Annotated in this window: 15 protein-coding genes and 1 tRNA gene; 9 read left to right on the top strand and 7 right to left on the bottom strand. The window is 30.7% G+C overall.

What is annotated here, in order from left to right:
- Positions 1 to 285, top strand: coding sequence for a DUF1294 domain-containing protein (locus FNW38_RS10235; RefSeq protein WP_235890187.1), 285 nt, complete (start codon positions 1 to 3; stop codon positions 283 to 285).
- Here the strand turns inward: FNW38_RS10235 and rpiB are convergent.
- Complete coding sequence (gene rpiB, locus FNW38_RS10230; protein WP_143387293.1) at positions 275 to 703, bottom strand: ribose 5-phosphate isomerase B; 429 nt, start codon at positions 701 to 703, stop codon at positions 275 to 277. The two genes, FNW38_RS10235 and rpiB, sit on opposite strands and share 11 nt — an antisense overlap.
- Positions 704 to 1,426: 723 nt before the next feature.
- Positions 1,427 to 1,660, bottom strand: coding sequence for a DUF2007 domain-containing protein (locus FNW38_RS10225; protein WP_143387292.1), 234 nt, complete (start codon positions 1,658 to 1,660; stop codon positions 1,427 to 1,429).
- 119 nt (positions 1,661 to 1,779) lie between these two features.
- Here FNW38_RS10225 and rnr point away from each other — a divergent pair, with 119 nt between their 5' ends.
- Genes rnr through FNW38_RS10210 form a run of 3 tightly spaced genes read left to right on the top strand, consistent with a single transcriptional unit; the run spans position 1,780 to position 5,359 of the window.
- Positions 1,780 to 3,972, top strand: a complete 2,193-nt coding sequence (gene rnr, locus FNW38_RS10220; protein ID WP_144064531.1) for a ribonuclease R — start codon at positions 1,780 to 1,782, stop codon at positions 3,970 to 3,972.
- 5 nt (positions 3,973 to 3,977) lie between these two features.
- The gene (locus tag FNW38_RS10215) at positions 3,978 to 4,643 is read left to right on the top strand and encodes a head GIN domain-containing protein (protein ID WP_144064532.1); all 666 of its coding nucleotides are present in this window, start codon (positions 3,978 to 3,980) and stop codon (positions 4,641 to 4,643) included.
- A gap of 38 nt (positions 4,644 to 4,681) precedes the next feature.
- Positions 4,682 to 5,359: a LysE family translocator gene (locus FNW38_RS10210; RefSeq protein ID WP_143387289.1), complete on the top strand. Its 678-nt coding sequence runs from the start codon at positions 4,682 to 4,684 to the stop codon at positions 5,357 to 5,359.
- 642 nt (positions 5,360 to 6,001) lie between these two features.
- Here FNW38_RS10210 and FNW38_RS17490 read toward each other — a convergent pair.
- Positions 6,002 to 6,072, bottom strand: a tRNA-Cys gene (locus FNW38_RS17490).
- 104 nt (positions 6,073 to 6,176) lie between these two features.
- Positions 6,177 to 6,536 carry a dihydroneopterin aldolase gene (gene folB / locus FNW38_RS10205; protein ID WP_143387288.1) on the bottom strand — a complete coding sequence of 120 codons (360 nt, stop codon included), beginning with the start codon at positions 6,534 to 6,536 and terminating at the stop codon, positions 6,177 to 6,179.
- A 127-nt stretch (positions 6,537 to 6,663) separates the two neighbouring features.
- On the opposite strand from folB, the gene FNW38_RS10200 reads away from it, so the two are divergent.
- From FNW38_RS10200 to FNW38_RS10185, 4 genes are all read left to right on the top strand, one after another.
- Complete coding sequence (locus tag FNW38_RS10200; protein WP_144064533.1) at positions 6,664 to 8,766, top strand: glutamine--tRNA ligase/YqeY domain fusion protein; 2,103 nt, start codon at positions 6,664 to 6,666, stop codon at positions 8,764 to 8,766.
- 307 nt (positions 8,767 to 9,073) lie between these two features.
- A complete protein-coding gene (locus FNW38_RS10195; RefSeq protein WP_143387286.1) occupies positions 9,074 to 9,406 on the top strand; it encodes a YtxH domain-containing protein in 333 nt (110 codons plus the stop codon).
- A gap of 41 nt (positions 9,407 to 9,447) precedes the next feature.
- Entirely contained in the window at positions 9,448 to 9,798 is a 351-nt protein-coding gene (locus tag FNW38_RS10190; RefSeq protein ID WP_143387285.1) for a phage holin family protein, read from the top strand.
- A gap of 3 nt (positions 9,799 to 9,801) precedes the next feature.
- Positions 9,802 to 10,086 (top strand): DUF6327 family protein, encoded by a 285-nt coding sequence (locus FNW38_RS10185; RefSeq protein WP_143387284.1) that lies wholly within the window; start codon positions 9,802 to 9,804, stop codon positions 10,084 to 10,086.
- Between the two features lie 30 nt (positions 10,087 to 10,116).
- Here the strand turns inward: FNW38_RS10185 and FNW38_RS10180 are convergent, their stop codons facing one another.
- Positions 10,117 to 11,106, bottom strand: coding sequence for an SPFH domain-containing protein (locus FNW38_RS10180; RefSeq protein WP_144064534.1), 990 nt, complete (start codon positions 11,104 to 11,106; stop codon positions 10,117 to 10,119).
- 77 nt (positions 11,107 to 11,183) lie between these two features.
- On the opposite strand from FNW38_RS10180, the gene FNW38_RS10175 reads away from it, so the two are divergent.
- On the top strand, positions 11,184 to 11,825 hold the full coding sequence (locus tag FNW38_RS10175; protein ID WP_144064535.1) for a porin family protein: 642 nt from the start codon (positions 11,184 to 11,186) through the stop codon (positions 11,823 to 11,825).
- 87 nt (positions 11,826 to 11,912) lie between these two features.
- Here FNW38_RS10175 and gltX read toward each other — a convergent pair whose 3' ends face one another.
- Positions 11,913 to 13,424 carry a glutamate--tRNA ligase gene (gene gltX / locus FNW38_RS10170; protein WP_144064536.1) on the bottom strand — a complete coding sequence of 504 codons (1,512 nt, stop codon included), beginning with the start codon at positions 13,422 to 13,424 and terminating at the stop codon, positions 11,913 to 11,915.
- 82 nt (positions 13,425 to 13,506) lie between these two features.
- Positions 13,507 to 14,316, bottom strand: coding sequence for a Fic family protein (locus FNW38_RS10165; RefSeq protein WP_144066687.1), 810 nt, complete (start codon positions 14,314 to 14,316; stop codon positions 13,507 to 13,509).
- Positions 14,317 to 14,945 lie beyond the last annotated feature (629 nt).

The following is a 14,945-nucleotide window of genomic DNA, read 5'->3' as shown; positions in this document are numbered from 1 at the left end:
ATGACTTTATTATATAGTTTTTTAATCTTGAATATTTTAACTTTTATAATTACTGCATATGATAAACGATTAGCAATTGCCAATAAAAAAAGGATTTCCGAAGAAACCCTTTTAACATTTGTTGCTTTTGGCGGTACAATTGGTTCGGCATTAGCCATGTATATTTTCAATCATAAAACTTCTAAAAAATACTATCTTTTTAAGTTTTACAAAATTGTAATTATCCAAATTTTAATTGCGGTTGGATTATTTTATTTTTATGAAAAAATAGTTACTAACAGCTAATTTTATTCACTCTTGTTTGATGTCTTCCTCCTTCAAATTTAGTATCCAAGAAAGCTTCCACCATTTCTACTGCTTGCGGAATTGAAGTGTAACGTGCAGGAATACTGATAATATTAGCGTCATTATGTTGACGGGCTAATACTGCAATTTCTTTCATCCAGCATAAAGCAGCACGTACTTTAGACTGTTTATTTACTGTCATTGAAATTCCGTTACCGCTTCCGCAAATAACAATTCCAAAATCAGCTTTTCCTTCAGAAACATCTATGGCAACCGGACGTCCAAAATCAGGATAATCTACACTATCTGCAGAATCAGTTCCATAATTAGTTACTTCATGTCCTTTTGCTTTTAACATTTCAACAATGGCGTGTTTGTATTCTGGACCAGCGTGATCGTTTCCTATGGATATTTTCATTTTTAATGTGTTAAGTTGTATGGTGCAAATTTAAATAAAGAAATTTAGTTTTGTTGAATTTAAATCTCGCTTTCTTTAATAGATTAATTTAATTCAAATAAGTCATTAAAAATTAAAGTAAATTGTAGATTCTATAACTATCAGATTGCTATTTGATTAGGCTTTATTAACAATTCTAATAAATATATAAATAGCTGTGGATCAATGTATATTTTATATTTAAAATGTTAATTTTTCACATTGTTAATAGCAAAACTTAATTGCTTGATATTCAGTTAACTTTAAATTAACATAAGATGTTCATAACTTTGGATAGAATATTAGAAGTTTTTTTTGGTTGTAACCAAAAAATAAGTAATCCAAAACCCATATTAGAAATCCAAATTTTGTTTGTTGAATTTTTAGAATAGTTATCATTATAAAAAAGTAGTTTATCAACAAAAATTCAAAAAATACTTATTTACAAAAACAATTCTATTAGAATTATTAACCATTGTTAATTAAAATTTAAAAACACTTTAAAACTAATCCTTTACCCTAAAATAGTATTGTTGATAAGTCGGTATAACAACTTTAAACTTCATTTCAATACCTTTTAAAATAAATTTATTGTAGCTATTAACAAGCTATAATAACAACCAAAAAATAATTTAAATTTAATTTTTCTTTTTGTTTATATTAATATATGTTGACAACTTTGAAAAATAAAACATTCAAATTGAATTAAACGATGGTTAGATTGTTATTCAAATGATCTAAAATTTCCTGAACCTTTTCAAAATCGTTTAGATGAACTTTTAATTTAATTCCGCCTAAAGCATTTGAATAAAAAGGAGCCACGGATAATGTAGTTTCATTTTCAAAAAAATAAGGGATTTCCTCTTGATCTAAAATATGTTTCAGAACTACAATTTCATGCGAATAATTAAAAATAGCAATGGTTTGAAATTCTTCCATTTTAATTGTTTTTATAAAGATACAACTATTCTGTAAAGTTATATTTTCTTTAAAACTGCTAACCGTTTATTGATAACGATTAACTATTTCGTAATTTTATACGCTATAAGAAAAGATGTATGAGTAAAAGATTAAGAAAGCCGATCAAAAAAGAGAAAGATTTCTCTGATAAAATATTAAAAATATTGTCGCAAAGTGCTAATAAAGCATTCAATTATAAACAAATAGGTGCAAAGCTGGAACTCGATGATACCCAAAGCAGAAATCAAATTATAAAAGATTTGAAGATTCTGGCTTCTCAAAATAAAATTATAGAATCAGAACCTGGAAAATATTTAGTAAAAGCAGTCAGTAAAGATTATTACGAAGGTAAGATTGATATGACAGGTCGTAAAACAGCTTATTTTGTTTGTCCAGATTTAGAAGAAGATGTCTTCATTCCAACCAATAATTTAAATCACGCTTTAGATAAAGATATTGTAAAAGTATATGTTTACAATAGAAGAAAAGGGAAAAGACCTGAAGGTGAAGTGATTGAAGTGATTGAAAGAAATAAAACTGATTTTGTGGGTGTCATTGATATCCAGAAAAACTTCTCTTTTGTTTCTACAGCCAATCCAAAAATGTACACGGATATTTTTATTCCAAAAGATAAAATAGGAGCCGCAGAGCAAGGCGATGTGGTTTTAGTTCATATTGAAGATTGGCCAGACAGAGCGGATAGTCCTTTTGGAAAAGTAATTAAAGTATTAGGGAAACCAGGAGAACATGATACGGAGATTCACGCTATTCTTGCTGAATATGGTTTGCCAGCTGAATTTCCTATTGAAGTGGAAACCTATGCCCAAAAAATAGATACATCGATAGAAGCAAGTGAAATTGCCAAACGTCGTGACATGCGTGATACGTTGACTTTTACGATTGATCCAAAAGATGCCAAAGATTTTGACGATGCCTTATCATTTAAAAAATTAGAAAATGGTAATTACGAAATTGGTATTCATATTGCCGATGTTTCATATTATCTTGAAGAAGGAACAATCTTGGATGACGAGGCGTTTCAAAGAGCTACTTCAGTTTATTTAGTGGATAGAGTAGTACCAATGTTACCTGAAGTATTATCGAATTTTGCTTGTTCATTACGACCAAATGAAGAAAAATATACCTTTTCAGCTATATTCGAAATTACTGAAAAATCACAAGTGGTCAATCAGTGGTTTGGTAGAACAGTAATTTTTTCAGACCAACGATTTTCTTACGAAGAAGCGCAATATATCATAGAGACGAAAGACGATATTATTCCGGAAGAAATTGCAATAACTGGAAGTTCATATCAAGTTGCTGAGGAAATTGTATCAGCTACTTTAAAACTCGATGAATTAGCTAAAATTTTTAGAAAAAGAAGAATGGCCGAAGGGGCAATTTCTTTTGATAAAGTAGAAGTAAAATTTAATTTAGATCAAAATGGTGAACCTCAGGGAGTTTATTTTAAAATATCAAAAGATGCTAATCATCTGATTGAAGAATTTATGCTTTTGGCTAATAAAAAAGTAGCAGAATTCATTGGAAAACAAAAGAAAACTTTTATTTATAGGATTCACGATGAACCAAATGAAGATAAATTAATTGCTATGCAAACAGTAATTGCAAAGTTTGGTTACAAAATTGATTTCCGTAATAAAGGAGATATTTCAAAATCATTGAATGCTTTAATGGAAGAAGTCAATGGTAAAAAAGAGCAAAATTTAATTGATACTTTGGCTATCAGAAGTATGAGTAAAGCAAAATATTCTACTGATAATATAGGGCATTACGGTTTAGCATTTGATTATTATTCCCATTTTACATCACCAATTCGTCGTTATCCCGATGTAATGGTACATCGATTGTTGCAGCATTATTTGGATGGAGGAAAATCTGTAGATGAAGAAACGTATGAAACGAAATGTGTTCATTCTTCAACTATGGAAGGGTTGGCTACAAATGCGGAGCGAGATTCTATTAAATATATGCAGGTAAAATACATGCAAGATCATCAGGATCAAGAATTTTTAGGAGTAATTTCGGGTGTTACTGAATGGGGAATTTATGTAGAAATTATAGAGAATAAATGTGAAGGAATGTGTAGAATTCGAGATATAAAAGACGATTACTACACATTTGACGAAAAACAATATGCACTAACAGGCGCAACTTCGGGTAAACTATTACAATTAGGAGATGAAATTTACGTTAAAGTAAAAAATGCCGATTTAGTTAAAAAACAACTGGATTTTAATTTTTTAAGAAGAATTGAAGAACCATTAAAGTAAAAAAAATGAAAAAATTAGTGATTATTGCTTTTGTATTATTAAGCCAAATAACAAATGCCCAAGTAACCAGAAACTTAGGAGATTTTGATGAATTGAAAGTATTTGATAAAATTAATGTAAAATTAATTTCATCCTCAGAAAATAAAGTTGTTATAACAGGGGACAGAGCGGATGAAGTGGAAACAGTAAATAAAAATGGGGAATTAAAAATCAGAATGCCATTTCCACAATTATTATCAGGTAATAACATTGTGGTAAAACTGTATTTTAAAAACATTGAAAGTATTGTTGCAAACGAGGGAAGTTACATTTCAGGAGAAGCAGCGTTCAAACAAACCATATTGGATTTGAATGCGAAAGCCGGATCAGAAATAAACATTGATATAAATGTTGATAAAGTGAATGTAAAAGCGAATGCAGGAGGAATAATTAAATTATCAGGAAAAGCATTAAATCAAGATGTTGTTATTACATCTGGAGGAATTTTGAAAGCAAGTGAATTGCATACTTCGCAAACATCAATAAGCGTTGCTGCAGGAGGAAAAGCAGAAATCTATGCTACCGCTTTAGTTGATGCAAAAGTGAAAGCTGGTGGCTCGATTTACATTTATGGAAAACCAAAACAAATTAATAAAGAAGTTTTCATTGGTGGTACAATCATAGAAAAATAATAGTTTTGCAATTCTATTCTGATAAATTTTAATTTTTAATGATAAACGATATTTTATCCGGTATTCCTTGGGGAATTTTTTTAAGTTTTATGGTTGGTCCTGTTTTTTTTATTTTACTTGAAACGAGTATTATAAAAGGGTTTAGAGCCGCATTAGTTTTCGATTTAGGAGTTGTTTTAGGCGATATTGTTTTCATTGGGATAGCATATTTAGGCAGTTACAGATTAATTCAAAGTTTAAAAGATAAACCCGCTCTTTTTATTTTTGGAGGAATATTGATGTTAGTTTACGGTATAATTTCCTTTGTAAGATTAAAAAAAGAAGAAAAAATAAACACTGAAGCAATAGATAATGAGATTATAAGAAAGAATTATGGAAGTCTTTTTTTAAAAGGATTTTTATTAAATATTATCAATATTGGAGTTCTTGGTTTTTGGTTAGCCATTATTATTTCTGTAGGACCAAAATTAGAAATGCAAACGTCCAGAATGACAACTTTTTTTATTAGTGTAATACTATCTTATTTACTTATTGATTCCATCAAAATAGTATTGGCCAAACAATTAAAAAGAAAATTAACACCGAATAATATCCTTAAAATTAAGAAAGGAATCAGTATCGTGATGATGGTTTTTGGGATAGTTTTAATAACACAAGGATGGTTTCCAAAAGAAAAAGAAATGGTAAAAAATGCATTCGAAAAAATTGAGAAATAAAAGATTTTAACTCTTATTTTCCTTTATTAAAATAGTAAAGCCTTGATTCTAAATATATAGAATCAAGGCTTTTTTACTATCGAATATTTTATACCATTTTAGTTTTTACTTTAATAAAATTGAATAATAAGTTCATTTTAGTTTTAAAGAATTAAGTTTCATTAATAAATATTATGCTTGTCCGTAATAATACCTAAAAAAGTTTTTTGCCACGAATTACACGAATTAACTCTAATTTTAAATTAATCAATCAAAAAATCTATGCCAATCCGTTTAATCTGTATAATCTGTGTGCTATTTTTAGCCGCTAGGTAACATTGCCGATAAGCATAATATTTATTAATGAAATTTAATTTTCTAAATATCTTAATGGTTTACAATAGAGAATGTTTTATATTTTTTCTTAAAAATTAGCCATAAAAAAACCTCCAAATTACTTTGAATGATTAGATATTCGTCCGGATTCGAACTATACCTTTATTTAATTTTCCCTAAAAATTAGCCATAAAAAAACCTCCAAATTGCTTTGAAGGTTTCAGCCGCATCTCCCGAAGCTTCGGGACGGATTCGAACCAAAACTTTATTTAATTTTTCTTAAAAATTAGCCATAAAAAAACCTCCAAATTGCTTTGAAGGTTTTAGAGGCATCGTCCGGATTCGAACCGGAGTAGGAGCTTTTGCAGAGCCCAGCCTAGCCGCTCGGCCACGACGCCGTAGTTGAACGGATGGCAAAAGTACTTAAAAAGTTTAATGTTTAAAAGTTTAAAGTTTAAAAATTTCAAAAAATATTTATTAAACCCTTTGAAATATTTTTAATTTAACTTCTATATTCTTCCATTTCTATTGTAACCGCTTCAACGTCACCACCAATAGGAGGATTTAATTTTGAAACACCTAGAATAACTCTCGAAATTTCTGGAACTTCTTTCAAAATTCTTGCTATAATACGTTGTGCAACATGTTCTAGTAAGTTCGCTCTGATAGCCATTTCTTCAACTACAATTTGGTTTAATAATACATAATCAACCGTATCAACAAGGTTGTCAGTAATTGAAGATTGTCTCAAATCTGTTTTAACTTTTAAATCAACTGAATAATCAGAACCAATTTTTCCTTCCTCAATCAAACAGCCATGATAGGAGTAGGTTCTAATATTTTTTAGTTTTATAAATCCCATAAATTTTTGTTTAAAGTTTAAGGTTTAAGGTTGGTGGTGCTAACTTTTAACTTTTTATAGGTTTCTAGAGAAACTTTAAACTTTAAACCTTAAACTTTTTTTATCTTTGCTAAAATTAAACAAAAAAATGTCAACCGAAGAAAAATCACTCCATTTTATAGAACAAATCATTGAAGACAGTTTATCTAATGGTTTTCCACAAGATAAATTACGTTTTCGTTTTCCACCTGAGCCTAATGGGTATTTACACATTGGTCACGCTAAATCCATTTGCTTAAATTTTGGTTTAGGATTAAAGTACAATGCGCCAGTTAATTTGCGTTTTGATGATACGAATCCAGCCAAAGAAGAGCAGGAATATGTAGATGCAATCAAAGAAGATTTGAAATGGTTGGGTTTTAATTGGACCGAAGAATTGTATTCTTCTGATTATTTTCAGCAGTTATATGAATGGGCGGTTGCCATGATTAAAAATGGAAAAGCCTATATAGACAGTCAATCTTCTGAAGACATGGCTGCTCAAAAAGGAACGCCAACTCAACCTGGAGTTGATGGACCTTATAGAAACCGTTCAGTTGAAGAAAACATTACTTTATTCGAAGGAATGAAAAATGGTGATTTCCCTGAAGGAAGTCATGTTTTACGTGCTAAAATTGATATGACTTCGACTAATATGTTGATGCGTGATCCATTGATGTACCGTATTTTACACCGTCATCATCATAGAACAGGAAATGATTGGAATATCTATCCAATGTATGATTATGCACACGGAGAAAGTGATTATATCGAACAAATTTCACATTCTATTTGTACACTTGAATTTGTAATGCACCGTGAATTATACGATTGGTTTTTAGACCAGATTTACGATGACTCAAAAGTGAGACCACATCAATATGAGTTTGCTCGTTTGAACTTGAATTACACCGTAATGAGCAAGCGAAAACTCTTGCAATTGGTTCAGGAAAATATTGTAAATGGTTGGGACGATCCAAGAATGCCTACTATTTCAGGATTGAGAAGAAGAGGATATACAGCGAATTCTATTCGTAAATTTTGTGATATAATTGGTGTTGCCAAAAGAGAAAATATAATTGATTTTTCACTTTTGGAATTTTGTTTACGTGAAGATTTAAACAAAACAGCTCCAAGAGTTATGGCAGTTTTAGATCCAATAAAATTGGTGATTATAAATTATCCTGAAGATAAAGAAGAATGGTTAGAAGCTGAAAATAATCAGGAAGATGAAAGTGCAGGATTTAGAAAAGTTCCTTTTTCAAGAGAATTATACATTGAAAGAGAAGACTTTTTAGAAGAAGCTCCGGCTAAATTTTTCCGATTGAGTTTAGGCAGAGAAGTGCGTCTTAAAAATGGGTATATTATTAAAGGAGAAAGTGTTGTAAAAGATGCTGCAGGAAATAGTATTGAAATTCATGTAACGTACGATGAAGACAGTCGAAGCGGAAGTGGGAGTGAAGCCAGTCAAAGAAAAGTGGCCGGAACCTTACATTGGGTTTCTATACAACATGCTTTAGAAGCGGAAGTTCGTTTGTATGATCGCTTGTTTATTGATGAAGCACCAGACAGTCACAAAGAGAAAAATTTCTTGGAGTTTATGAATCCTAGTTCTTTACAAATTGCCAAAGGATTTGTTGAACCAAGTTTAGCAACTGTTGCATCAGGAGAAAAATTCCAATTTCAACGTTTGGGTTATTTCAATGTTGATAAAGATACTACTGAAGGTAAAATTGTCTTTAATAAAACCGTTGGATTGAAAGATGCATGGGAAGAAAAAGGCAAGAAAGAAGAAAATTTATTGATGAATACTCAAAAAGAAATCAATAAATATGTAAAAGAAAAGGACGAAAACAATGCTAATTTGATTATAAATAGTATTGTTGATAACATAAAAAGTATTGATAATTACAGTTTAATTATTCAGACTATTGTCAAAAATATTAAGAATGACAATAACTCGTTGTTGTTTTCTAATTTAATTTTGCATTATTCCGATAAAGTGCAAGTAAAAGATATTGAAGAGGAGTCTTTGACAAAATTATACACGATGTCATTAAAAAGTCAAATGGCTGCCGTTAGAATTTTAGCTATTCAAAATTTACAAAATGATTTGAATAATTTCAGTCTTTTCGAAACTCAACTTTCAGAATTAAAAAAAACAGAAAAAACAGAAAAAGTTTTGGAATTATTAAATAATCTAAAATTATAAGACATAATTTAAAATATAGATTTTAACAATGAAAAGCGCTTTTTATAAGGCGCTTTTTTTATTATTGATATTTTTTATTATAATTCAATTTATTATAAGATTTATTAATTAAAAACAACTTAAATAAATTAGATTTAAAACCTTTTTTTGAGTTTTACGAGTTCCAATATACTTGTTAAAGATTTGTTTCAATAGCGTGTTTTATTTCGTTTTTTAACCTTGTTTAAAATAAATTAACGGCTTGTTAACAGCGATATGTTAATAAAATTCGTAATTTTAGATTATTAACAATCAAAAATGGAATATCATGTCGAATAACGCGGGAAATACATTAATAGCTTTATTAACTGGTGCGGCCATTGGAGCTGGGATTGGAATTTTGTTTGCTCCGGATAAAGGTACAAGAACAAGAGAAAAATTTAAAGATGGTTATGATGATGCAAAAAATAATTTAAGACATAGATTTGAAGATGCATCAGATGAATTGAAAAAAAAATTTTCTTGTAACAAAAAAAATAATTTACAAGAAACTTACGAAGATTTGATTTCAAATGTGAGTCATAAAACGGAGGATGTGATTTCTTTTTTAGAATCAAAATTGGCCGATTTGAAAGAACAAAATGCCAAACTTCAAAAATAATATTGGTTACTGATACTAATTGATATTAAAAAAACAAAAACATGGCTTTTGAAGAATTAAAAGAAAATGCTGAGAACATTCATGATCAAGTGCATGCGTACATTGAAAGCAATGTGTCTTATTATAAATTAAGGGGGTTTAAAGTTGCAATGAAATCGACCACCATGATTTTGAAATTCACATTAATTTTATTGTGTTTCGGCATGGTTTTGTTATTTTGTTCTATTGCTGCTGCTTTTGCAATAGGTGTAGCTTTGGATAGTTATGCGTTGGGTTTTTTAATCGTTGGAGGAATTTATCTTATTTCAACGGGACTTTTATTTTTGGTTAAAGATAAAATCATTGAAGGACCCATTTTGGAGAAATTTTCAGAAATATTTTTTAACGACTAAATTATGGAAACCAAAAAATATTCTTCATATGCTCAAATTAATAGGGAACTTGAAATTTTGAAGATTGAAAAAGAAATCAATTATCAAAAATTGGTTTTTGGTCTAAAAAAAACTAAAGAAAGCTTTACACCACAAAACATTGTAAGTGATCTGTTGGGAACGTATAGTTCAGCTGCAGCTGCATCAAATCCTTACGGGGCTATCATAAATACAGCGGTTCCTTTTATACTAAAAACGGCTGTTCCTTTCATTAAAAATTGGTTATCAAAAAGAAAAAGAGGCGATTAAGCCTCTTTTTTATTTAAATATCTCCATTTATTATATTTCTATTTCAGGATTTTCTGGAGCTTGTGGTGCTTGATAACCCGTTTGAGGTTCATCAATTTTCGGTTTTGGTTTTCTGCTGCGTTTCTTCATCATTTCGCCCACTTGATTTGATGCGCTAAAAGAAGCAATCATATTATTCAACATATCACTTCCAGCTTGTGGGGAATTGGGTAATAAAATCAAATTAGAATTTGTATCTGCACCTATGGCTTGTAAGGTGTCGTAATGTTGTGTTACGACAATTAAAGCTGAGGCTTCCTGGGAGTTTATCCCAACTCTGTTTAATATATCCACACTTTCCACTAAACCACGAGCAATTTCTCTTCTTTGGTCTGCAATACCTTGTCCTTGCAAACGTTTGCTTTCTGCTTCCGCTTTGGCCTTGGCAACAATTCTAATTCTAGATGCTTCTGCTTCAAATTCTGCAACAGTTTTTTCTCTATCCGCTGCATTAATTCTGTTCATCGCATTTTTTACCTGAATATCGGGATCAATATCCGTTACCAATGTATTGATAATCGTGTAACCATAAGTAGTCATCGCTTCGTTTAATTCTCTTTTTACAGCAATGGCAATATCGTCTTTTCGCTCAAAAACATCATCTAGTTTTAATTTTGGTACTTCGGCACGAACCACATCAAACACATAAGACGTAATTTGATCGTGTGGGTATTCCAGTTTGTAAAAAGCATCGTAAACAGTTTCTTTTACGACCATAAATTGAACTGAAACTTTCAATTTCACAAAGACGTTGTCTTTGGTTTTGGTTTCAATAATAACATCCAACTGTTGGATTTTTAGATTGACACGTCCGGCAATTCTGTCAATTAAAGGAATTTTAAGTTGCAGGCCTGATTGTCTAATGCTTAAAAATTTTCCGAATCGTTCAACAACAACAGAGGTTTGCTGCTTGACGGTAAAAAAAGCAGAAAGGAAAATAAATAATCCGAATACAAGAAAAATAATTAATGGAATGTCCATAGTAAGAATAATTTAGTTAAAAAATTACTGTTAAATTACAAAAAAACTTTAGGTTTGTCTTTGTTTAATCTAATTTTATGAAAAAGAGATATTTTACTTTAGTTTTTATTTTGATTTCGATAACTGTTTTTGCTCAATACGACTATAGGGATTCTAACAGAATTGGGATTAGTTTTGGTGTCAATCAATTTACTTTGAACACTAATAATTTCCAGACCAAACCTGGAACAGGATGGAATGCAGGACTTTCTATGCGAGGAAATTTTTACAATGATTGGGATATGGTTTACGCAATGCAGTTTAGCGAAAATAATTTTTCAGTTGCTACAAAAAGTCTTTTTTTAGCAAATGAAGATGTAAATTATAAACTGGCTTCTGCTCAAATATCATTACAATTGAGTTATAAATTGATCGAAAATCATTTGAGTGTAGAGTTTGGACCCTTAGTTCAAGTAAACGGAAAATTTAAAGTAGATAGCGAAAATGAAAATAATATAATTTCAGGAACTACTTTGCTGGCCAAAGATATTGTAGATATTTCCAAGTTTAATTTTTATCCAACAGTTGGAATCACTTTTGGTGTTCGTCATTTTAGAGCTAATATTTCGTATCAATATGGAATCAATAACATGCTTGAAAATTTGAAAAACAAAAATTTAGGAGTAAATTTCAAAGGTAATCCGGGAATTATAAATGGAAATTTGATTCTTTATTTATAAAAGAAAAGCCTCCAATCCAGATTTCAGGATTAGAAGCTTTTTATCATTAAACCCTTTCAGAGTTTCAAATTCTGAAAGGGTTCTTTTTTATAAAGTAGCTATTGCTTTTTGAATTCTCTTGATTGTTTCGTCTTTTCCAATTACTTCCACGATATCAAATAGGTGAGGACCTTTCAGCGCGCCAACCAAACTCAAACGAAATGGCTGCATTACTTTTCCCATTCCAATTTCGTTTTTTGTCATCCAATCTTTAACGATGGTTTCTATATTCATTGAGGTGAAATCTGTAATTTCCTCTATAACAGAAATCAATTCTTGCATTAATGCTGGCGTTTCTTCCTTCCAGTTTTTGCTTGCTTTTTCATCATAAACCGTTGGAGCCACAAAAAAGAAATCACTCAATTCCCAAAATTCCGAAACGAAATGAGCACGGTCTTTGATTAAGGAAACTATTTTGTTCAACTTTGTCATTTCGAGCGCAGTCGAGAAACCTTTTTCAGCAACAATAGGAGCAAAGGCTTTCGCCAAATCTTCCTCTTTTTGTTTTATCAAATATTGGTGATTGAACCATTTGTTTTTTTCCGGATCAAATTTCGCTCCAGCTTTATGAACTCTTTTCAAATCAAAAGCTTGAATTAATTCTTCTAGTGAGAATAATTCTTTTTCGGTTCCGTCATTCCAACCCAATAATGCCAAAAAGTTTATAACGGTTTCCGGAAAAAATCCTTTTTCTCTGTAACCGGATGAAACGCCTTCTGCAGTTTTCCAATCTAATGGGAAAACAGGAAATCCCATTTTGTCACCGTCACGTTTGGATAATTTTCCGTTTCCAACAGGTTTCATAATCAATGGTAAATGTGCAAATTCCGGTGCTTCCCAACCAAAGGCTCTGTACAATAAAACGTGTAAAGGCATGGAAGGCAACCATTCTTCACCACGAATTACATGAGAAGTTTCCATTAAATGATCATCTACAATATTGGCTAAATGATACGTTGGCATTCCATCGCTTTTAAACAATACTTTATCATCTAAAAGATTCGTTTCGAACTTTACATCTCCACGAATGATGTCATGCAAATGCAAGGTTTCGTTTACCGGAGTTTTAAAACGAATCACATAAGCTGAACCGTCAGCAATTCTTTTGGCAGTTGCTGAAGCAGAAATAACCAAAGAAGTGTCTAGTTTTTCTCTGTTGTGGTGATTGTATATAAAGGTTTTTCCTTGTTCTTCTTCTAGCTTTCTATGTGCGTCCAAATCTTCTGCAGTATCAAAAGCATAATACGCATTACCGGAATTGATTAATTCATCAGCGTATTGTTTGTACAAGTGTTTTCTTTCGCTTTGACGGTAAGGTCCAAATTTTTCGTTTTTTCCAATGGTTTCATCTGGTGCAATTCCTAGCCATTCCAACGCTTCCATAATATATTCTTCGGCACCGGGAACATAGCGGTTTTGGTCGGTATCTTCAATTCTTAAGAAGAAAACGCCATTGTTTTTTTTGGCAAACAAATAATTGAATAATGCGGTACGAACTCCGCCAATATGTAAAGGTCCAGTTGGACTTGGTGCAAAACGCACCCGAACTTGTTTAGACATTGCTGTAAATTTTTTGCAAAGATAAGAAGTTCTTTTTGCCACGAAGACACAAAGGCGCAAAGTTTATAGTTTGGAAGTAGATTTACAACATCAATCTAAATCCTTTAAAATCTTTTTTAATTTTTGAAAACGATACAATATCGTCATTCATTTTTTTGGAAAGGGTTTCAATAATATAGTTTTTTACTAAATCAGGTTTCGAATCATAATATTGTTCGACTAGTAAACTATTATAATTCAAATTTTCGGTATCATAAGAAAACAAAGGAAAACCTTCTTTCATCAATAAAAAATTGATTAAAAGTCTTCCCGTTCTTTTATTTCCGTCAACAAAGGGTTGATGAATCCAAATTTCTTGAGCCAGGAAAACTGCTTTGTCCAAGACAGAAGTCTCACTTTTGTTGACATTTTCAATCAAGGCTTCCATATTTTTTTGAACATCATCGGGAGAACTCAAAGGCATTATTTTTTCTTTCTCAACTCCGTTTTGCTTTATGGAAATTACGTTTTGGCTAACCTTAAATTGATTTTGGAGTTGCCCTTTTTCTTTGGCATTCGTATAATAATCTTCATTCCATAGGCTTCCAATAGTCAACCAATTTAATTCTAAAATCAATTTTATCGATAATTCTTCTTTGTTTTTTACCGCCAAAAGCATTCTTTTCAATGCGCGATACATTCCTTTTTGTTCTAAAATATCGAAATTTCGGATGTTATTTCCAGAAATGGTGTCGCTTTTGAATAATTCGGTAGTTTGCAAAAGCGATAATTGATTGCCTTCTAATCGGTTTGTGGTATAAACGTATTCACACATCTGCGCTTGCTCTTCTTCCAAAGACGGAATGACATTTAATACTGCATACTTTTTTAGTAAGTCGATTAGTTTTTCCATTTTTCTATAAATAAACTATTGTAAAAATACGTTTTTTTTAGCTTAATACGAAGTTCTTTTCGCCACGAAGACACAAAGACACAAAGTTCTCTTTTATTTAATTTCCTTTTAAGGTATTTAAGGTCATTTAAGTTAATTCGATACTAACCGTACCTGTTCTTAAATGCCTTTTATGGTTTAATTTATTTTATGCTTGTCCGCAATGTTACCTAGCAGCAAAAAATAGCACACAGATTATACAGATTAAACGGATTAGCACAGATTTTTTTGATTTAAAATTGGTGATAATTCGTGTAATTCGTGGCTAAATTTTTTTTAGGTGTTATTACGGACAAGCACTATTTATTTAATCTTTTGTGAACTTTATGGTGAACCAGTAATCTAATACCATTTAGGCTTTAAATTTACTGTGATAAATCAATTTAACTGTGCGTCAGTTCGAGTGTTTTATTAAAAAATGCGATAGCTTTTTTTAATAAAATGTATCGAGAACCCTGATGTTGTAAACTTCTCGATACAATTTTGAATAGTAAAGCTGTCGCATTACTATTCAAAATCACTACCATTGACGTTTTTGTTTAATGTATTGAAAATCAATAATTTAACAAAATTAACATGCAAGAATAATA

Origin of the sequence: Flavobacterium gawalongense, from assembly GCF_007097265.1 — a bacterium.
In the GTDB taxonomy this organism is placed as follows: Bacteria; Bacteroidota; Bacteroidia; order Flavobacteriales; family Flavobacteriaceae; genus Flavobacterium; species Flavobacterium gawalongense.
This window is presented reverse-complemented; position numbering and strand designations above follow the sequence as displayed.